Raw genomic sequence first — 19,240 nt, 5'->3', positions numbered from 1 at the left:
CGATATGAAAAACCTTGAGTCCCGGCACATGCGCCGGGCTCAAGGTTTTTTGTCGATCAGCGGCGACGGAACAGCGGTAGCGGTTCGTCCGTGGCGGCCTGGTAGGTCACCGAGAAGTCCTTGAGGCTTTCAAGTGCTTCGTACGGGTCCTTGTCTGCGCGCAATGCATAAGCGTCGAAACCGCAGCGGTGCAGGTAGAACAGCTGGTCGCGCAGCACATCGCCGATTGCCCGCAGTTCGCCCTTGAAGCCGTAGCGGTCACGCAGCAGGCGCGCGTTGGAGTAGTTGCGCCCGTCGGTGAAGGCCGGGAAGTTCAGGGCAATGACCTGAAAGTGCGCGACGTCATCACCGATTTCTTCGGCTTCTTCATCGGCGTCCAGCCATACACCCAGACCGCCATCACGAGCCTTGAGGGCGTGACCGTGATCGCGCCACAGAGCCAGCGGCACGATCAGGTCGTCGCAGTTGGAAATGCCGTCGAAGGTCGCGTCCTTGGGCAGCAAGTGCCAGGTTTCGTCGATGACCTCGTTGTTCTTAATTATTCGCTGCATAGACGCGTTCCTTGAAGAGGTCGATGCCGATACGTTGATAGGTGTCGATGAAGCGCTCGTCTTCGGTACGTTGTTCCACGTACACGTCGATCAGCTTCGAGATCACATCCGGCATGTCGTCCTGGGCGAAGGACGGGCCGAGGATCTTGCCCAGGCTGGCGTCGCGGCTGGCGCTGCCGCCGAGGGACACCTGGTAGAACTCTTCACCTTTCTTGTCCACCCCGAGGATGCCGATATGGCCGACGTGGTGGTGACCACAGGCGTTCATGCAGCCGGAGATGTTCAGGTCCAGTTCGCCGATGTCGAACAGGTAGTCCAGGTCGTCGAAACGGCGCTGGATGGCTTCAGCGATCGGGATCGACTTGGCGTTCGCCAGGGAGCAGAAGTCGCCGCCCGGGCAGCAGATGATGTCGGTCAGCAGGCCGATGTTCGGCGTAGCGAAACCTTGCTCGCGCAGTTCGCCCCACAGGGCGAACAACTGGCTCTGCTCGACGTCAGCCAGAATGATGTTCTGCTCGTGGGAGGTGCGCAACTGGCCAAAGCTGTAGCGGTCGGCCAGGTCGGCAACGCCATCGAGTTGCTTGTCGGTCACGTCGCCCGGCGCAACGCCGGTTGGTTTGAGCGACAGGGTCACGGCCACATATCCCGGCTTCTTGTGAGCCAGGGTGTTGCGGGTGCGCCAGCGAGCAAAACCCGGATGCTGCTTGTCGAGATCAGCCAGCTCTGTCGTCTGATCGTCCAGGACTTTGTAGTCCGGATCGACGAAGTGCTTGGCGACGCGATGCACTTCGGCTTCGGTCAGCGTGGTCTGGCCACCGCGAAGGTGTTCCATTTCCGCATCGACTTTTTGCGCGAAGACTTCAGGCGTCAGGGCCTTGACCAGAATCTTGATCCGCGCCTTGTACTTGTTGTCGCGACGGCCATAGCGGTTGTACACACGCAGGATGGCGTCGAGGTAGCTCAACAGGTCTTGCCACGGCAGGAATTCGTTGATGAACGCGCCGACGACCGGTGTACGACCGAGGCCGCCACCGACCAGCACGCGAAAACCCAGCTCGCCAGCAGCGTTGTGCACGGGCTCAAGGCCGATGTCATGGACTTCGATGGCTGCGCGGTCCGACGTCGAACCGTTGATGGCGATCTTGAACTTGCGCGGCAGGTAGGCGAATTCCGGGTGGAAGGTCGTCCACTGACGGACGATTTCGCACCAGGGACGCGGGTCGATCAACTCGTCGGCAGCGACACCGGCGAACTGGTCGGTGGTGACGTTGCGCAGGCAGTTGCCGCTGGTCTGGATCGCGTGCATCTGCACGGTAGCCAGCTCAGCCAGGATGTCCGGAATGTCTTCCAGCGCCGGCCAGTTGAACTGTACGTTCTGCCGGGTACTGATGTGGGCGTAGCCCTTGTCGTAGTCGCGGGCGATCTTGGCCATCATTCGCGTCTGGCGCGAAGTCAGTTGGCCATAAGGCACGGCAACCCGCAGCATCGGGGCGAAGCGCTGGATGTAAAGGCCATTTTGCAGGCGCAGGGGGCGGAATTCTTCTTCGCTCAGCTCGCCTGCCAGATAGCGTCGGGTCTGATCACGGAACTGCTTGACGCGGTCCTCGATGATCCGCTGATCGTACTCGTCGTATACGTACATATAGGTCCTGTTCTCAGGCTTGGGCCAATCAGGAACAGCTGCGCTTTTCGCTCGCTTGATTCCGATACTGCCTTGGCAATTCTGCGCGCACGGCCGCGCACTCCCCACGGAGCCGAGGCAAGATACCAGTTTGCGTTTATGCGCAAAAGTGATGTTTGAGTATATGTAAAGAACCAAATCGACTAATGAGACTGGTTATTGTCTTACCCACATTTGTGGTGCGGGCAATCCTCTACTTAACTGTGCTCGAGTCTTTATGCAATCACCGATAAAACCGACAAGAGGCGATGCAATGAGCAACCCAACCAAAGCACGGAAAAGCGATAGCACTGTCGATGCATGGGCAATTCTGTTCCTGATCATCCTGGTAGTGGGCACTGCGGTGTTCTGGGTCAGCCATCAATAGGTAAGCGTGACCGAGCCCTGTTCCGAAGATTGTCGGACAAAACGCTAATTAATCGCGATTTGCCAGCATTTCGCCGGCTATAATGCGCGCTAATTTCCGGGGCTCGGATATTCAATGTTCAAGTTTTTCTATGGGGTGTTACTGACGGTTTGCACGGTCTATGGCTCGGGCGCTCAAGCGGCGTCGGTGCTATTCCTGAGCCCCGGCACCTCTGCAGAAACCTTTTGGCTCAGCTATTCGCAATTCATGCAGGCCGCCGCCCGGGACCTGGGCATGGACTTGCAGATACAGTATTCCGAGCGCAAGCCTGAAACCACGATCAAACAGGCTCGTGAAGCCCTGCAAGGGCCAAATCGACCGGACTATCTGGTGTTCGCCAACGAGCAATATGTTGCGCCGGAAATTTTGCGGCTGTCCGAGGGCAGCGGCGTGAAGCTGTTTATCGTCAATAGCGGGCTAAACGCCGATCAACTGGCGTTGCTCGGCAATCGCGAGGAAAAATACCCCAATTTACTCGGTAGCCTGGTGCCCAACGATGAGGAGGGCGGTTACCTGATGCTCAAGGAGTTGATCCGCCTGCATCCTCCGGTCGCCCCAGGCCAGAAACTCGAGTTGCTGGCGTTTGCCGGTTTGAAAATCACGCCGGCCTCGCAGTTGCGTGAAAAGGGCATGATGCGGGCGTTGCGCGAGCACCCCGAGGTGCATTTGCGGCAACTGGTGTACGGCGCCTGGAGTCGTCAGCGCGTCCATGAGCAGGCGACATTGCTGTTCAAGCGCTATCCGAAGACGTCGCTGATCTGGGCCGCCAACGATGAAATGGCGTTCGGGGCAATGCAGGCTTATCAAGAGGCGGGTGGCACGCCAGGCAAAGGCGCGCTGTTCAGCGCCGTCAATACCTCTCCGGCAGCTTTGCAAGCGTTGCTCGATGGTCGCCTGAGCGTCTTGCTGGGCGGCCATTTCAGTCTGGGTGGTTGGGCGCTGGTGGAGTTGCATGACTATGATCAGGGCGTCCACGTCGAACGATATGGTGGCCGTGATCGGCAGATTCCGCTGTTGCAGTTGATTGACCGGGCGCAAGCGAGGCGATTGTTGGCCATCGGTGCCACGCAGAACTACGGCGTGAACTTTCGCAGTCTTTCGGCCAAGGATCGTCCGCTGAGTTATCGCTATCCGTTCAGCCTGCAAGCGCTGATGCATTGATGTCGGGCTAAACCCCGGCCAGATGCAGGACCAGTTTGACGATACCGAACAGCGTCAGCGCAAAGACCGCCGTGAACAGAATGCCAAGCAGCACAAAATGGCTCGGCTTGCCGTGCGTGAAGTCGCGGGCGCGGTTCTTGCCACTTTGCACGCCAAATGCCGCCGCCATCACGCTCTGCAGCATCTGCCAGAAGCTGGGTGGTTTGTTGTCGACTGGATCGTCCATAAATCCCTCGTCACCGGTGTGTATGAGGCAAGCATAGACAATCCACGGCATACACAAATCAAATGTGGGAGCGAGCCTGCTCGCGATGGGTACCTATCAGTCAACATTGATGTCGACTGTCAGTACGCTATCGCGAGCAGGCTCGCTCCCACAGGGGTTTCTGTTGGCCACAGTATTGTGGCTAACAGAGCAACTTAGTTGTCGTAACCCAGGTTCGGCGCCAACCAGCGTTCACTCACACTCAGCTCCTGGCCTTTACGCGCGGTGTAGCTCTGCACCTGATCCTTGTCGACCTTGCCCACGGCAAAGTACTGCGCCTGCGGATGGGCGAAGTACCAGCCGCTGACGGCGGCGGCCGGGAACATCGCGTAGTGCTCGGTGAGGAAAACCCCGCTGCGACCGGCGTGCATTTCGCTGGCCTCAGGATCCAGCAGCGCGAACAGCGTGCCTTTCTCGGTGTGGTCCGGGCAGGCCGGATAACCAGGGGCAGGGCGGATGCCGGTGTATTGTTCTTTGATCAGCGCTTCGTTGTCGAGAGTCTCGTCCTTGGCGTAACCCCAGTAATCTTTACGGACCTGCTGGTGCAACCATTCGGCACAGGCCTCGGCCAGACGGTCGGCCAACGCCTTGACCATGATCGAGTTGTAGTCGTCGCCAGCGTCCTGGTAGGCCTTGGCGACTTCTTCGGCGCCGATCCCGGCGGTGGTGATGAAACCACCGACATAGTCGGTAATGCCGCTGTCTTTCGGCGCAACGAAGTCGGCCAGGGAGAAGTTCGGCTTGCCGTCGGTCTTGATGATCTGCTGGCGCAGGTGATGCAGGCGGGCTAACGGCTTGCCGTCGTCGCCATAGACTTCCAGGTCATCGTCGTGCACCTGATTGGCCGGCCAGAAGCCAAACACCGCGCGAGCGCTGATGAGCTTCTCGTCGATCAGTTTGGCGAGCATTTCCTGGGCATCGGCGTACAGCGCGGTGGCGGCTTCACCGACCACTTCGTCCTGGAGGATGCGCGGGAACTTGCCGGCCAGGTCCCAGGAGATGAAGAACGGTGTCCAGTCGATGTACTCGGCCAGCACCTTCAAGTCGATATTGTCCAGCACCTTGGCGCCAGTGAAAGTCGGCTTGACCGGCTCATAGCTGCTCCAGTCGAACTGCGGCTTCTTGGCGATCGCCGCCGGGTAGCTCAAGCGCTCGGTGCGGGCACTGCGGTTAGCCGTACGCTCGCGGACTTCGACATATTCCTCGCGGGTTCTTTCGACGAAACCGGCCTTCAGTTCCTTGGACAGCAACTGGGTCGCCACGCCGACAGCGCGTGAGGCGTCGGTGACATAGACCACCGCGTCGTTGCTGTACTTGGGTTCGATCTTCACCGCTGTGTGAGCCTTGGAGGTGGTCGCGCCACCGATCATCAGCGGTAGATGGAAATCCTGGCGCTGCATTTCGCGGGCCACGTGGACCATCTCGTCCAGCGAAGGCGTGATCAAGCCGGACAGGCCAATGATGTCGCACTTCTGCTCTTTGGCCACTTGCAGGATTTTTTCTGCCGGGACCATCACGCCGAGGTCGACGATGTCGTAGCCGTTACAGCCGAGCACCACGCCAACGATGTTCTTGCCGATGTCGTGCACGTCGCCCTTGACCGTGGCCATCAGGATCTTGCCCTTGGCTTCCGGTTTGTCGCCCTTTTCCAGTTCGATGAACGGGATCAGGTGCGCAACCGCCTGCTTCATCACGCGGGCGGATTTCACCACCTGCGGCAGGAACATCTTGCCGGCGCCAAACAGGTCGCCAACGATGTTCATGCCCGACATCAGCGGGCCTTCGATGACCTCGATCGGCCGGGCGAAGGACTGCCGGGATTCTTCGGTGTCTTCAACGATGTGCGTGGTGATGCCCTTGACCAGCGCATGCTCCAGACGCTTGTTGACCGGCCAGCCGCGCCATTCTTCGGTCTCGGCTTCCTTGACGCTGCCATCGCCCTTGTACTTGTCGGCAATGGCGAGGAGGGCGTCGGTTCCATTCGGGGTGCGGTTGAGCACTACGTCTTCGACCGCGTCGCGCAGTTCAGCAGGGATCTGGTCGTAGATCTCCAGCTGGCCGGCGTTGACGATACCCATGGTCAGGCCGTTGCGGATCGCATACAGCAGGAACACCGAGTGGATCGCTTCACGCACCGGGTTGTTGCCACGGAACGAGAACGACACGTTGGACACACCGCCCGAGGTCAGCGCGTAGGGCAGTTCGTCACGGATATAGGCGCAGGCGTTGATGAAGTCGACCGCATAGTTGTTGTGCTCTTCGATACCGGTGGCGACGGCGAAGATGTTCGGGTCGAAGATGATGTCTTCCGGCGGGAAGTCGACTTCGTTGACCAGAATGTCGTAGGAGCGTTTGCAGATTTCTTTCTTGCGCGCTTCGGTGTCGGCCTGGCCAGCTTCGTCGAAAGCCATCACCACCACGGCGGCACCGTAGCGTTTGCACAGTTTGGCGTGGTGAATGAACTGCTCGACGCCTTCCTTCATGCTGATGGAGTTGACGATGCCCTTGCCCTGGATGCACTTGAGGCCGGCTTCGATGACTTCCCATTTCGAGGAGTCGATCATGATCGGCACGCGAGAGATGTCCGGCTCGCCGGCAATCAGATTGAGGAAGGTCACCATGGCCTTCTTCGAATCGAGCATCCCTTCGTCCATGTTGATGTCGATCACCTGCGCGCCGGCTTCGACCTGCTGCAGGGCGACTTCCAGGGCTTCGGTGTAGTTGTCTTCACGGATCAGCCGGGCGAATTTGGCGGAGCCGGTGATGTTGGTCCGCTCGCCGACGTTGACGAACAACGAACTGCGATCGATGGTGAACGGCTCCAGGCCCGACAGACGGCAGGCCTTGGGAATGTCCGGAATCTGCCGTGGCGCATAGCCGGCGACGGCTTTGGCGATGGCTTCGATGTGCCCCGGCGTGGTGCCGCAGCAGCCGCCGACGATGTTCAGGAAACCGCTTTGGGCGAACTCTTCGATGACCTTGGCGGTTTGCGCCGGCAGTTCATCGTATTCACCGAATTCGTTCGGCAGGCCAGCGTTCGGGTGCGCCGACACGTAGGTGCTGGCCTTGTTCGACAGCTCTTCCAGGTACGGACGCAGCTCGCGGGCGCCAAGGGCGCAGTTCAGGCCGACGGAAATTGGCTTGGCGTGGGCGATGGAGTTCCAGAAGGCTTCGGTGGTCTGGCCGGACAGGGTGCGGCCGGAGGCATCGGTGATGGTCCCGGAAATCATGATCGGCAGCTCGAAACCGAGTTCCTCGAACACCCCTTGCACGGCGAAGATCGCGGCTTTGGCGTTCAAGGTGTCGAAAATGGTTTCGATCAGAATCAGGTCGGCGCCACCTTCGATCAGGCCTTTGGTGGCCTCGGTGTAGTTCTCCACCAGTTCATCGAAGGTCACGTTGCGGTAGCCAGGGTTGTTCACGTCCGGCGACAGCGAGCAGGTGCGGCTGGTCGGGCCCAGGACACCGGCGACAAAACGTGGCTTGTCTGGAGTTTCGAGGGTCTTGGCGTCTGCCACCTTGCGTGCAAGGCGTGCGCCTTCTACGTTTAACTCGTATGCCAGGCCCTGCATGCCGTAGTCGGCCTGGGATACCTGGGTGGCGTTGAAGGTGTTGGTTTCCAGAATGTCGGCACCGGCATCCAGGTATTGCTTCTCGATCGCCCCGATCACGTCCGGGCGGCTCAGTACCAGCAAGTCGTTGTTACCCTTGACGTCGCTTGGCCAGTCGGCAAAGCGTTTGCCACGGTAGTCCTGCTCCTCGAGCTTGAAGCTCTGGATCATTGTGCCCATGCCGCCATCGAGAATCAGGATGCGCTCTTTGAGGGCTTGCTTGAGGGCGTGTAGGCGAGCGCTGCGATCGGACATTAGGACTACCTGGTAAGGCCATTACGAAGGGCCAGCATCATAGCAAACCTGTGCGCTTTTAGAGCATGAGCTGTTTTTGCATGAATATCGCTCATGTTGATGGCTGGGCCAGGACGGTAGAATCGCGACGTTTTTTCATGATCGGGACCAGGGATATGTCGAATCGCGTTTTCATCAGCCTCTTTGTGCTGCTTATAAGCAGTGTCGCCACAGCACAAGGCACGGCGCCGGCGATCTCCTACACCCGTGATGTTCAGCCGATCTTCACTGAAAAATGCGTGGCCTGCCATGCCTGCTACGACGCCGCCTGTCAGCTCAACCTGGGCAGTGGCGAAGGTGCGGCGCGTGGCGCGAACAAGATCCCGGTCTATGCCGGTGAACGCAGCAAGGCGTCGGAACCGACACGGCTGTTTTATGACGCTTTTGGCAAAGCGGCCTGGCAACGCAAGGACTTCTACTCGGTACTCGACGCTCAGGGCAGTCAGGCTGCGCTGATGGCGCGCATGCTTGAGCTCGGCCATCGGACGCCGCTGCAACCTAACGCCAAATTGCCGGAAGAGATTGTGCTGGGGCTCGAGCGCGAGAACATGTGCCCGATGCCCGGGGAATTCGAGGCCTATGCCGGCGCCCATCCGAAAGAAGGCATGCCGCTGGCGGTGACGGGGCTGACCGATCAGCAGTATCAGACACTGCAACGCTGGCTGGCCTCCGGTGCGCCGATCGACCAGCAGGGTCTGGTCCCCAGCGCCAGAGAAGCCTTGCAGGTGGTCCAGTGGGAAAACCTGCTCAACGCACCGGGCGCACGTGAAAGTCTGGTGGCACGCTGGTTGTTCGAACACTGGTTTCTGGCGCATATCTACTTCAAGGACGGCGAACCGGGGCATTTCTTCCAGTGGGTGCGTTCACGCACACCGACAGGCAAACCGATCGACCTGATCAACAGCCGCCGCCCGAACGATGATCCGGGCACTCAGGTGTATTACCGCTTGTGGCCGGTGCAAGGGGTGATCGTGCACAAGACGCACATCACCTATCCGCTGAGCTCGGCGAAAATGGCCCGGATCAAAACCCTGTTCTACAACGGCAACTGGCAGGTCCACGCCTTGCCCGGTTATGGTCCGGAACGCCGTGCCAACCCGTTCGAGACCTTCCAGGCAATCCCGGCGCAGGCGCGCTATCAGTTCATGCTCGATAACGCCGAATACTTTGTGCGCACCTTTATCCGTGGCCCGGTCTGTCGTGGGCAGATTGCAACCGACGTGATTCGCGACAACTTCTGGGCGTTCTTCCAGGCGCCAGAACACGACCTGTACATCACTGATCCGGCATACCGCGGCAAAGCCACGCCGTTGCTGGCCATGCCCGGTCAGAATGACGATGTCGGCAGTGTGTTGAGCCTGTGGCACGCCTACCGCGACAAGCGTAACGAGTACGAAGCCTTGCGTCGTGACACCTACGCCGATGCGCCAGCGCCGAGTTGGTCGACCTTGTGGGCCGGCAACGACAACGCCTTGCTGAGCATCTTCCGGCATTTTGACAGTGCGTCGGTGAGCAAGGGCCTGATCGGTGAAGTGCCGCAGACCATGTGGCTGTTCGACTTCCCGTTGCTGGAGCGCACCTATTATCAGTTGGCGGTCAACTTTGATGTGTTCGGCAACGTTTCCCATCAGGCGCAGACCCGACTGTATTTCGACTTGATCCGTAACGGCGCCGAGCAGAATTTCCTGCGTTTGATGCCGGCCGATTCGCGTGACGGGTATCTGGACGACTGGTATCAGAGCAGCGGTAAATTCAAGATGTGGCTGGATTACGAAAGCATCGACAACGATAAGTCGACCGCGCTGATGCTTGACCAGAAGGACCCGAAACGCGACTTCGCCCAGCAATTGCTGATGCGTTACGGCGACCTGAACGCCAGACCTGATCCGATCAACCGTTGCGACGGCGCCTATTGCTCACGGCCCAATATCGATCCGGCCTTACAGAATGCCGAGCAGGCGTTGAGCCGCCTGACATCGCGCCCGGCGGCCGGGCTCAAGGTAATCGATCAACTGCCGGAAACGACGATGCTGCGCATCGAAAGTCGCAGCGGCAAGCGCGAGGTGTACAGCCTGCTGCGCAACCGTGCCCACAGCAACGTGGCGTTCCTGCTCGGCGAGGCACTGCGCTATCAGCCGGGGCTGGACACATTGACCATTTATCCCGGTGTGCTCAGCAGCTACCCGAACTTCATGTTCAACATTCCCGCTGAACAGGTGCCGGAGTTTGCTGCTGCCATGGAGAATGCCAAGGATGCCCGGAGCTTCGAGAAAATCGTCGAGCGCTGGGGCATTCGTCGTAGCCACCCGCAGTTCTGGCAGTATTTCCACGATCTAAGCCGATACATCCACGAAACCGATCCGGTGGAAGAGGGCGTACTGGACATGAATCGCTACGAAAACCTCTGATCGACTCGCCGGTCGTCCTTGCGGCGACCGGTTCTTTCCCGACAAAAATACTGGGACTTTGTCCGGCGCGATGATTGGCGTAAACTGCGCCCAAGCCTGCGAGGAATTTCCATGACCGCCATTACCATTACCGACGCCGCCCACGATTATCTGGCTGATCTGCTCTCCAAGCAGAACACCCCGGGGATCGGCATTCGGGTCTTTATCACCCAGCCTGGCACTCAATACGCCGAAACCTGCATTGCCTATTGCAAGCCGGGCGAAGAAAAACCTGAAGACACTGCGCTGGGGCTCAAAAGCTTCACCGCTTACATCGACTCGTTCAGCGAAGCGTTCCTGGACGATGCCGTGGTCGACTACGCCACTGACCGCATGGGCGGCCAGCTGACCATCAAGGCGCCAAACGCCAAAGTACCGATGGTCAACGCCGACAGCCCGGTCAACGAACGCATCAACTACTACCTGCAAACCGAAATCAACCCGGGGCTGGCCAGCCACGGCGGTCAGGTCAGCCTGATCGATGTGGTGGAAGACGGCATCGCCGTGTTGAAGTTCGGTGGCGGCTGCCAGGGCTGCGGCCAGGCAGACGTGACCTTGAAGGAAGGTATCGAGCGCACGCTGCTTGAGCGTATTCCCGAGCTCAAGGGTGTACGTGACGTGACCGACCACACGCAGAAAGAAAACGCCTACTACTAAGGTGTTCGCTGCGACATAAAAAACGGCGCCCCGTGAGCGCCGTTTTTTATGGGTGAAATTCACTGACGCCATCGCGAGCAAGCTCGCTCCCACCTTGATTCTGGTCGCACACAAGTTCTGTGCTCACTGAAGATCTACTGTGGGAGCGAGCTTGCTCGCGATGAGGGCCTAAGGGCGGTAGAGATGCGCATGCCCGGCGCGATACAGCGACGATTCGCTGAAATTGTCACTGCCCAACACCCGGCCGACGAGAATCAGCGCCGTACGCCGAAACCCCTTAGCCTGAACCTTCTCGACGATGTTCGTCAGCGTCCCCACCACCCAATCCTGATCTGGCCAGCTGGCCCGGTGAACCACCGCAATCGGGCAGTCCGCGCCGTAATGCGGCAGCAGTTCAGCGACGATTTTTTCCAGGTGATTGACCCCCAGATGAATCGCCATGGTCGCGCCATGCTGGGCCAGGCTACTGAACTCTTCGCCCGGCGGCATCGCGGTTTTGTCGGCGTAGCGGGTCAGGATGACGCTTTGCGAGATGTCCGGCAGCGTCAACTCGGCGCCCAACAGCGCTGCGCAAGCGGCCGTGGCGGTGACGCCTGGGATGATTTCAAACGGGATGCCCAGCTCGCGCAGGTAACGAATCTGCTCGCCGATCGCCCCATACAGGCTTGGATCGCCGGAATGCACTCGCGCCACATCCTGGCCTTTGTCATGGGCGATCCTGATCAATTCGATGATCTGTTCCAGGTGCAATTCGGCGCTGTTGACCACCTGTTCAGCCTGATGGCCTTCCAGTACGGCTTCAGGCACCAGCGAGCCGGCGTAAATGATCAGCGGGCAGCTGCGAATCAGCCGTTGGCCCTTGACGGTGATCAGTTCCGGGTCGCCGGGACCTGCGCCAATGAAGTAGACGGTCATGGCCGGCTCCTGTGAAAAATTGTCAAAGCAAGGCTTCAGATGAAGATTGCTCATGATCGAAGGCGGGGATTATCGGGGATTTTACGCAGCGCCGGCCAATGCAAACGTTGCCTGGGCATATTTTTGTCGCGGGATCAGCAATTTTGCCGGCGCCTGGGCCAGTTGTTCGGCGAGGGCCAGCGCAGCACTTTCGGCAACGCCATAACAACCGGTGCGCTCGAAGGCGATTTGCGAGTGATGGCTGAGTTGCGGTTGATAGCTGGCCAATTGTTCGCTGCTGAAGAACAGCAATGGCAGCGCCAGTTGTGCGGCCAATTCGATCAGACCGGGCTCATCACGTTTCAGATCAATGCTGGCCAAAGCCTTGATCGCCTGCAATTCGATGTGATGAGCCTGTAACGCCTGATCGAGCAACGCGCGCAGCGTGCTGGCCGGGCAGCCGCGCTGGCAGCCCAGGCCGACCACCAGGGTCGGCGCTGCGCCCGTTTCACTCATGCGTGGTATTGACCTTCGCTTTTGCGGCGGAACAACCAGGCACTGATCAGGCCCAGGGCCAGCCAGAACGCGACGTTGGTCAACTGCGAAGCGATTTTGAACTGAGCTTCGAGGGCTTCCGGGGCCAGCATCGAATGCACTTCAGGCTGTGGGGCGCCAATGATATGCGGCACGGCCAGAATGGCGACGCCGAGCACCTTCAGCAGCCAGTGCCGGGCGAACACAATCAGTGCGATACCGACGGCGGTGGACGCTGCGGTGCTGATCCACCAGATCTGCCGTTGCGCCAGGTCTGCGGCGGCAGTGCCCGGCAACTCAGGCGGCAAGCCCAGGGTTGGTGCCAGGACGAAGGTTGCATAACCGGCCAACCCCCAGAGCAGGCCCTGAGAGGTGCGGGTCGGTGCGCGCAAGGTGTAGAGACCGGCGAGCATCAGCGCAAAACCGACGGCGACCACCAGATTGCCACCGGTAGTCGACAGCACGCGTTGCCAACCGTCTTCCGGCTCCCAGGCTTCTGCATCATGGGTGTGGCCCGCCATTGCACCTTCGGCATGTTCATGGACTTCAGCCGCTGGGGCCTTTTCGTAGGTTTCCGCCTGAAGAATCAGCGGCGCGACCCAAAAGCTTTGCAGCAGGGTCAGCAGCAGGGCGGCCAGCAAGCCGGTGAAACCTGCAGTTTGCGCAATACGCTTGATCATGTCAGCGGGTCTCAATGGCACGGGAAAGCAGAGCTGTGACGGGTGTCGTGGGCGGCGTTGTGCACCGCTTCGATGTGCGAGAAGCCGGCGAAATACACAAGGCTAGCGCCCAGAATCGATGCGCCGATAGCGGCAACGAGGCGTTGGCTCAGGGTGGAGGTGGTGCTGGCGGTGACGTGGCGAGTACTGCTGATGATCGACATGGCGCTTCCCTCTGGTCAGTCAGTGGGTGAATCGAGCGCATGCAAACCCCCGCAAGCCAGGCACGCAGAGGCTAAAACAGCGCCCGCCCACCGCGGGTTTGTTATTGATGTGTTGCGGGCCGGTCTCCGGGCTCACGAGGGGCTGGCATTCGCCGAACCTGCAAGAATCGCCTTCCCATGCCGAACTGCTGACACAGTGGATCTGATTCTTCGCTCGCTTACCGTTGCGGGGGCAGCACCGGACTGACATGGCTTTTGAGTAAAGCACATGATTCACCGGTTTCCCGTTTCACCCTGTGAAGGGCACCCGTAACAAGGCGTGTAGGAGAGCATGGGCGAGGGCGGGGCGTCAATTGGCGAGCGTTCTCAACTCGATATCGAGGTGCCGCCATCGCGAGCAGGCTCGCTCCCACAGTTGACCGCGTTTCAATGTGGGAGCGAGCCTGCTCGCGATGGCGTCATATCAACCACCACAGATCTCTGCCCGAACATTGACCCGCCCCGATGCGATGCGTAGCCTTGCGCTTTCGAGGTTCTTTGGCGCATGCGCCGAAGCTAAGAAGGGAACGCGGTCAATGCCGCGGCTGCCCCCGCAACTGTGAACGGTTTCGTTTCTGCCATGCCACTGCGCTCTTTTGTTTTCAGGCGCGGGAAGGTGCAGAAATCGCCAGTCGAAAGACCGGCACACCGTCAGCCAGGAGACCTGCCTCGTCACAGATTCTCACTACAACCGGGCGGGGTGATCCGGTGGCGAACTCATCCGCGCGCTCAAGCGCCGCCGGTTGTCGTCCCGTATGCCCGCCACCTAGCCAAAGGGCATCCGATGAAAACACTGGCCAAACTTCCCGTCACCATCGTTACCGGCTTCCTCGGTTCGGGCAAAACCACCTTGCTCCGACACATGCTCGATAACGCCCAGGGCCGGCGCATCGCGGTAATCGTCAACGAGTTCGGCGAGTTGGGCATCGACGGCGAAATCCTCAAGCAATGCTCCATCGGCTGCACGGAAGAAGAAGCCAACGGCCGCGTGTATGAGCTGGCCAACGGCTGCCTGTGCTGCACCGTTCAGGAAGAGTTCTTCCCGGTGATGCGTGAGCTGGTCGCCCGTCGCGCTGACCTCGACCACATTCTCATCGAAACCTCTGGCCTGGCCCTGCCAAAACCGTTGGTGCAAGCCTTCCAGTGGCCGGAAATCCGCAGCGCCTGCACCGTGGACGCGGTGATCACCGTGGTCGACAGCCCGGCCGTGGCCGCTGGCACCTTCGCCGCATTCCCGGATCAGGTCGACGCCCAGCGCAAACTCGACCCGAACCTGGACCACGAATCGCCACTGCACGAGCTGTTCGCCGACCAACTGGCCAGCGCCGACCTGGTGATCCTCAACAAGGCCGACCTGATCAGCCCGGCGGATCTGGCCAAAGTGCGCCTGGAAGTCGCTGAAGAGTTGCCGCCAGCGGTGAAAATCATCGAAGCCAGCAGCGGTCGTCTGCCACTGGACGTGTTGATCGGCCTGGGTGCCGGCTCTGAAGAACACATCGACAGCCGTCACAGTCACCACGATCACCACCACGATGGCGACGATCACGATCATGACGACCATGATCACGACGCTTTCGATTCGATTTCCATCGAACTGCCACAAGCCGACGAAAGCCTGTTGCTCGATGCCCTGACCCAATTGGTAGTCCAGCACGGCATCCTGCGGGTCAAGGGTTTCGCCGCGATCCCCAACAAGCCGATGCGCCTGCTGATCCAGGGCGTGGGCACACGTTTTGACAAGCACTTCGACCGTCAGTGGGCCGCAGATGAAGCGCGCAGCACACGTCTGGTGCTGATCGGTCAGCAACTGGACGCCGCCTTGCTCGAAGCGCAATTGCGCGCTGCGCTCAGCGTTTAACTCATGCACCTGCTCAGGACCCAGCCCGGCGGTTTCGTCTCGGATGACAACATTGCCGACCTTGGCCAAACCCCTGCCGAACTGGTGATTCTGTGCAGCGGCGACTCCAGCCTGGCGCTGCTCGCGGAAGCTGCGCAGCAGTTGCCCGAGGACTACCCGAGCCTGCGCCTGGCCAACCCGATGCAGGTGCAGAATCACGCCTCGGTCGACATGTATGTCGACGAAGTGCTGCGCCACGCCAAGGTGATTCTGATCTCGCTGCACGGCGGGATCGCCTATTGGCGCTATGGCATCGAACGTCTGGTGGAGTTGTCACAACGCGGTGTGCAGTTGATTCTGGTGCCGGGCGATGACCGTCCCGATCCGGAGCTCAGCGATCTGAGCACGGTGCCTGTCGAAGACCGCGAGCGGCTTTGGCATTTCCTGCGTCAGGGCGGTATGGGCAATGCGCTGGACTTGTATCGCTACCTGGCCAGTCGCTGGTTGGGGCGCGATTACCGCTGGGCTGAACCGCAGACCTTGCCCCGTACCGCGATCTACCACCCGCACAAAAGCAACGCGACCCTGAGTGATTGGCAAGCCGACTGGCAGGCGGATCAACCGGTGGCGGCAGTGTTGTTTTACCGCTCGCATTTGCAGGCGGCTAACACCGCCTTCATCGATGTTTTCTGCCAGCGCTTGCAGGCCGCGGGACTGAATCCGCTGCCGATTGCGCTGGCCAGTTTGAAAGAGCCCGGCTGCCTGACGGTGGTCGAGGATTGGCTGGATGAAGTGCAGGCTTCGGTGATTCTGAACACCACCGGTTTCGCCCAATCCAGCCCCGAAGCGCCGCACTTGCGGCCATTCCGGCGCAATATTCCGGTGATCCAGGCGATCTGCGCCCAGGACAACGAACCAGGTTGGCGCGCCAGCGAGCAAGGGCTCGGCCCACGGGATCTGGCGATGCACATCGCTTTGCCGGAGCTCGATGGACGGATCATCAGCCGACCGATCAGCTTCAAGGACCTGGCCTGGCGCAGTGAGCGCAGTCAGTCCGACGTGGTCTGCTATCGACCGCAACCCGAGCGCATGGACTTTGTCGCCGAACTGGCGCGGCGCTGGGTCGAGTTGGCGCGGGTGGCCAATGCTGAAAAACGCATTGCGCTGATCCTTGCCAACTACCCGACCCGCGACGGGCGGATTGGCAACGGCGTTGGCCTCGACACGCCGGCAGCAGCGTTGAATATCCTGCGGGCGCTGCAGGCCGAAGGTTATCCGTTGCCCGCCGATTTGCCGGAAAGCGGCACTGAGCTGATACAGCAGTTACTCGGCGGGGTCAGCAATGACCTGGAGAGCATCGACCTGCGCCCGTGTCAGCAAAGCCTGGCGCTGGACGACTATTTCTCGATGTTCAATGCCTTGCCCGAAGCCAACCGTGCTGCGGTGCTGGAACGTTGGGGAACGCCTGAAAGCGACCCGATGTTCCGCAGTGGGCGAATGATGATTGCCGGACTGCGCTTTGGCCTGACCTTTGTCGGCATTCAGCCGGCGCGTGGTTATCAGGTCGATCCGAGTGCGGTCTATCACGACCCGGACCTGGTACCGCCTCATGGTTATCTGGCGTTCTACTTCTGGTTGCGCCAAACCTACGGCGCCCATGCAGTGATTCACGTCGGCAAGCACGGCAACCTCGAATGGTTGCCGGGCAAAGGTGTCGGCTTGTCCGAAAGCTGCTGGCCGGATGCGTTGCTCGGGCCGCTGCCGAACATCTATCCATTTATCGTCAACGACCCGGGCGAGGGCGCGCAGGCCAAACGTCGGACTCAGGCGGTGATCATCGACCACCTGATGCCGCCGCTGACCCGCGCCGAAACCTATGGCCCGTTGCGCAATCTGGAGCTGCTGGCCGACGAGTATTACGAAGCGCAATTGCTCGACCCGCGGCGGGCTCGCGAGTTGCAGCGCGAGATCCTCAATCTGGTGCGTGAAACCCATATCGACCGCGAGTTGCAGCTCGACGAAAAACTCGACAGCGACGCGGACGCGGCGATTTGGTTGCCGCGTCTGGATACGTATCTGTGTGATTTGAAGGAATCGCAGATCCGCGATGGCCTGCATATCTTCGGCGAGTCGCCGACCGGGCGGTTGCGCATTGACACCTTGCTGGCGTTGCTGCGGATTCCGCGTGGCGACGGGCGTGGGGCGCAATCGAGTTTGCTTCGGGCGTTGGCCAAGGCTTTCATGCTGGGCTTTGATCCGCTGGATTGTTCTTTGGCCGACCCGTGGGTCGGGCCAAGACCGGCAGAGCTGCAATCGCTTAGCGATGAGGCCTGGCGTACGGCGGGCGATACCCGTGAACGTCTGGAATTGTTCGCCACTCAACTGATCTCGCAGACTGTGAATACCGAGCTCGAGCTACTGAACCCGTCTCAAGCCAAGCCCGGTCCCTGTGGGAGCGAGCCGGCTCGCGAAGCGGTTAATCATTCAACATTGATGTCGATTGACCCAGCGCTTTCGCGAGCAGGCTCGCTCCCACAGGAGGCAAGTTGGTCTGATGTGAAAGCAATCATCGACAACCTGTGTGAAGTGGTTGCTCCGAGACTGGACGCCTGCGGTCCGGCGGAAATGCGCGGTTTGCTGGATGCGCTCAGGGGCCGGTTTGTTCCGGCAGGGCCGAGCGGCGCGCCGAGTCGCGGACGTCTTGATGTGCTGCCCACCGGGCGCAACTTTTTCTCGGTGGACGTGCGCAACCTGCCGACCACCACCGCCTGGCGCATTGGTTTCCAGTCAGCGAACCTGATTCTTGAGCGGCACCTTCAGGACCACGGCGATCATTTGCGCCAGCTCGGGTTGTCGGTGTGGGGCACGGCGACCATGCGCACCGGCGGCGATGATATCGCCCAAGCCATGGCGCTGATGGGCGTGCGTCCGGTCTGGGCCACGGGCAGTCAGCGGGTCGATGACTTCGAAATACTGCCGCTGAGTCTGCTCGACCGGCCGCGAGTGGACGTGACCTTGCGCGTCTCCGGGTTCTTCCGCGATGCCTTCGCCAATCTGATTCGACTGTTCGATGCGGCTGTGCAAGCGGTTGCCGCGCTGGACGAGCCGGACGATATGAACCCCTTGGCGGCCAAGGTTCGCGCTGAACGTGAAGCGCTGATCCAGTCCGGACTGGATGAGGACGCCGCAGCACGACAGGCCGGCTGGCGGATTTTCGGTGCCAAACCCGGTGCTTATGGCGCGGGGGTGCAGGGCGCGATAGATGGCCGTTTGTGGCAGAGCCGCGAGGATCTGGCCGAGGTCTACCTGAATTGGGGCGGCTACGCTTACGGCGGTTCCGATGAGGGTACGGCAGCCCGCGAGCAGTTCGCCCAGCGCTTGAGTCAGGTTCAGGCCGTGCTGCAAAACCAGGACAATCGCGAGCATGACTTGCTCGATTCCAACGACTATTACCAGTTCCAGGGTGGCATGCTCGCCGCCGTTGAAAGCCTCAGCGGTGAAGCGGCGGCGAGCTACCATGGCGACCACAGTCAGCCAGACTTGCCGAAGATCCGCACACTCAAGGAAGAGCTGAACCGGGTGATCCGCTCCCGGGCGGCCAATCCGAAGTGGATCGACGGGGTCAAGCGGCACGGCTACAAAGGCGCTTTTGAACTGGCGGCCACCGTCGATAACCTGTTCGCCTTCGACGCCACTACGCAGTTGATCGACGACCATCAGTACGCCTTGCTGGCCGACGCCTATTTACTTGACCCGTCGACCCGCGAGTTCGTCCAGCAGCATAATCCGCACGCCTTGCGCGACATGACCGAACGCATGCTCGAAGCTCAGCAGCGTGGGATGTGGCGGGAGCCTGGGGCTTATCGGGAGGCGTTGGAGAATTTGCTGCTGGATATCGAAGAAGACGGCTAGATCAGCAGCGACGCAAGCCTAATGTGGGAGCTAGCTTGCTCCGGGCGGCGTTCCGACGATAGCGATGG

At 60.3% G+C, this 19,240-nt stretch carries 13 protein-coding genes and 2 riboswitches; of the genes, 5 read left to right on the top strand and 8 right to left on the bottom strand.

What is annotated here, in order from left to right; genetic code table 11:
- Positions 1 to 56 precede the first annotated feature (56 nt).
- Complete coding sequence (locus tag AC1RKH_RS25815; protein ID WP_123425949.1) at positions 57 to 551, bottom strand: DUF934 domain-containing protein; 495 nt, start codon at positions 549 to 551, stop codon at positions 57 to 59.
- A complete protein-coding gene (locus AC1RKH_RS25810; protein ID WP_123425950.1) occupies positions 535 to 2,193 on the bottom strand; it encodes a nitrite/sulfite reductase in 1,659 nt (552 codons plus the stop codon). Before AC1RKH_RS25810 ends, AC1RKH_RS25815 begins: the two co-directional genes overlap by 17 nt.
- Positions 2,194 to 2,713: 520 nt before the next feature.
- Here AC1RKH_RS25810 and AC1RKH_RS25805 point away from each other — a divergent pair.
- A complete protein-coding gene (locus AC1RKH_RS25805; protein ID WP_493061780.1) occupies positions 2,714 to 3,799 on the top strand; it encodes an ABC transporter substrate-binding protein in 1,086 nt (361 codons plus the stop codon).
- Positions 3,800 to 3,806: 7 nt separating this feature from the next.
- Here the strand turns inward: AC1RKH_RS25805 and AC1RKH_RS25800 are convergent, their stop codons facing one another.
- Together AC1RKH_RS25800 and metH are read right to left on the bottom strand one after the other, a co-directional pair.
- Positions 3,807 to 4,025: a DUF2970 domain-containing protein gene (locus tag AC1RKH_RS25800; protein WP_493061781.1), complete on the bottom strand. Its 219-nt coding sequence runs from the start codon at positions 4,023 to 4,025 to the stop codon at positions 3,807 to 3,809.
- Between the two features lie 194 nt (positions 4,026 to 4,219).
- Positions 4,220 to 7,930 carry a methionine synthase gene (gene metH, locus AC1RKH_RS25795; RefSeq protein WP_493061782.1) on the bottom strand — a complete coding sequence of 1,237 codons (3,711 nt, stop codon included), beginning with the start codon at positions 7,928 to 7,930 and terminating at the stop codon, positions 4,220 to 4,222.
- A gap of 155 nt (positions 7,931 to 8,085) precedes the next feature.
- Between metH and AC1RKH_RS25790 the strand changes: the two genes are divergently transcribed.
- Together AC1RKH_RS25790 and nfuA are read left to right on the top strand one after the other, a co-directional pair.
- Positions 8,086 to 10,377, top strand: coding sequence for a fatty acid cis/trans isomerase (locus AC1RKH_RS25790; protein ID WP_493061783.1), 2,292 nt, complete (start codon positions 8,086 to 8,088; stop codon positions 10,375 to 10,377).
- Positions 10,378 to 10,488: 111 nt separating this feature from the next.
- Complete coding sequence (nfuA, locus tag AC1RKH_RS25785) at positions 10,489 to 11,073, top strand: Fe-S biogenesis protein NfuA (RefSeq protein ID WP_007946504.1); 585 nt, start codon at positions 10,489 to 10,491, stop codon at positions 11,071 to 11,073.
- A gap of 168 nt (positions 11,074 to 11,241) precedes the next feature.
- On the opposite strand, the gene cobM is transcribed toward nfuA, so the two are convergent.
- The 4 genes from cobM to AC1RKH_RS25765 all read right to left on the bottom strand — a co-directional run bounded on the left by cobM (position 11,242) and on the right by AC1RKH_RS25765 (position 13,384).
- Positions 11,242 to 11,988: a precorrin-4 C(11)-methyltransferase gene (gene cobM / locus AC1RKH_RS25780; protein ID WP_493061784.1), complete on the bottom strand. Its 747-nt coding sequence runs from the start codon at positions 11,986 to 11,988 to the stop codon at positions 11,242 to 11,244.
- Between the two features lie 81 nt (positions 11,989 to 12,069).
- The gene (locus AC1RKH_RS25775; protein ID WP_493061785.1) at positions 12,070 to 12,483 is read right to left on the bottom strand and encodes a cobalamin biosynthesis protein; all 414 of its coding nucleotides are present in this window, start codon (positions 12,481 to 12,483) and stop codon (positions 12,070 to 12,072) included.
- On the bottom strand, positions 12,480 to 13,181 hold the full coding sequence (locus tag AC1RKH_RS25770) for a CbtA family protein (protein ID WP_493061786.1): 702 nt from the start codon (positions 13,179 to 13,181) through the stop codon (positions 12,480 to 12,482). Before AC1RKH_RS25770 ends, AC1RKH_RS25775 begins: the two co-directional genes overlap by 4 nt.
- A gap of 11 nt (positions 13,182 to 13,192) precedes the next feature.
- Positions 13,193 to 13,384: a CbtB domain-containing protein gene (locus tag AC1RKH_RS25765; protein WP_493061787.1), complete on the bottom strand. Its 192-nt coding sequence runs from the start codon at positions 13,382 to 13,384 to the stop codon at positions 13,193 to 13,195.
- Between the two features lie 100 nt (positions 13,385 to 13,484).
- Positions 13,485 to 13,710, bottom strand: a riboswitch (cobalamin riboswitch).
- A 187-nt stretch (positions 13,711 to 13,897) separates the two neighbouring features.
- Positions 13,898 to 14,109, top strand: a riboswitch (cobalamin riboswitch).
- Positions 14,110 to 14,207: 98 nt separating this feature from the next.
- On the opposite strand from AC1RKH_RS25765, the gene cobW reads away from it, so the two are divergent.
- Both cobW and cobN read left to right on the top strand, forming a co-directional pair.
- Positions 14,208 to 15,281 (top strand): cobalamin biosynthesis protein CobW, encoded by a 1,074-nt coding sequence (gene cobW / locus AC1RKH_RS25760; RefSeq protein ID WP_401118140.1) that lies wholly within the window; start codon positions 14,208 to 14,210, stop codon positions 15,279 to 15,281.
- 3 nt (positions 15,282 to 15,284) lie between these two features.
- Positions 15,285 to 19,172: a cobaltochelatase subunit CobN gene (gene cobN / locus AC1RKH_RS25755; protein ID WP_493061788.1), complete on the top strand. Its 3,888-nt coding sequence runs from the start codon at positions 15,285 to 15,287 to the stop codon at positions 19,170 to 19,172.
- The last annotated feature ends 68 nt before the right edge of the window (positions 19,173 to 19,240 follow it).

The sequence above is a fragment of the Pseudomonas sp. GW822-FHT06B12 genome, assembly GCF_058799675.1.
The sequence above is the reverse complement of the archived record's forward strand: the minus strand, read 5'-3'. Positions and strand labels throughout refer to the sequence as shown.

Excerpts from the sequence above, each read along its gene's own strand:
- AC1RKH_RS25775 (WP_493061785.1), bottom strand. The coding sequence starts at position 12,483 with ATGAGTGAAACGGGCGCAGCGCCGACCCTGGTGGTCGGCCTGGGCTGC.
- metH (WP_493061782.1), bottom strand. The coding sequence starts at position 7,930 with ATGTCCGATCGCAGCGCTCGCCTACACGCCCTCAAGCAAGCCCTCAAA.
- AC1RKH_RS25770 (WP_493061786.1), bottom strand. The coding sequence starts at position 13,181 with ATGATCAAGCGTATTGCGCAAACTGCAGGTTTCACCGGCTTGCTGGCC.
- AC1RKH_RS25800 (WP_493061781.1), bottom strand. The coding sequence starts at position 4,025 with ATGGACGATCCAGTCGACAACAAACCACCCAGCTTCTGGCAGATGCTG.
- AC1RKH_RS25765 (WP_493061787.1), bottom strand. The coding sequence starts at position 13,384 with ATGTCGATCATCAGCAGTACTCGCCACGTCACCGCCAGCACCACCTCC.
- cobW (WP_401118140.1), top strand. The coding sequence starts at position 14,208 with ATGAAAACACTGGCCAAACTTCCCGTCACCATCGTTACCGGCTTCCTC.
- cobM (WP_493061784.1), bottom strand. The coding sequence starts at position 11,988 with ATGACCGTCTACTTCATTGGCGCAGGTCCCGGCGACCCGGAACTGATC.
- cobN (WP_493061788.1), top strand. The coding sequence starts at position 15,285 with ATGCACCTGCTCAGGACCCAGCCCGGCGGTTTCGTCTCGGATGACAAC.
- AC1RKH_RS25810 (WP_123425950.1), bottom strand. The coding sequence starts at position 2,193 with ATGTACGTATACGACGAGTACGATCAGCGGATCATCGAGGACCGCGTC.
- AC1RKH_RS25805 (WP_493061780.1), top strand. The coding sequence starts at position 2,714 with ATGTTCAAGTTTTTCTATGGGGTGTTACTGACGGTTTGCACGGTCTAT.
- AC1RKH_RS25790 (WP_493061783.1), top strand. The coding sequence starts at position 8,086 with ATGTCGAATCGCGTTTTCATCAGCCTCTTTGTGCTGCTTATAAGCAGT.
- AC1RKH_RS25815 (WP_123425949.1), bottom strand. The coding sequence starts at position 551 with ATGCAGCGAATAATTAAGAACAACGAGGTCATCGACGAAACCTGGCAC.
- nfuA (WP_007946504.1), top strand. The coding sequence starts at position 10,489 with ATGACCGCCATTACCATTACCGACGCCGCCCACGATTATCTGGCTGAT.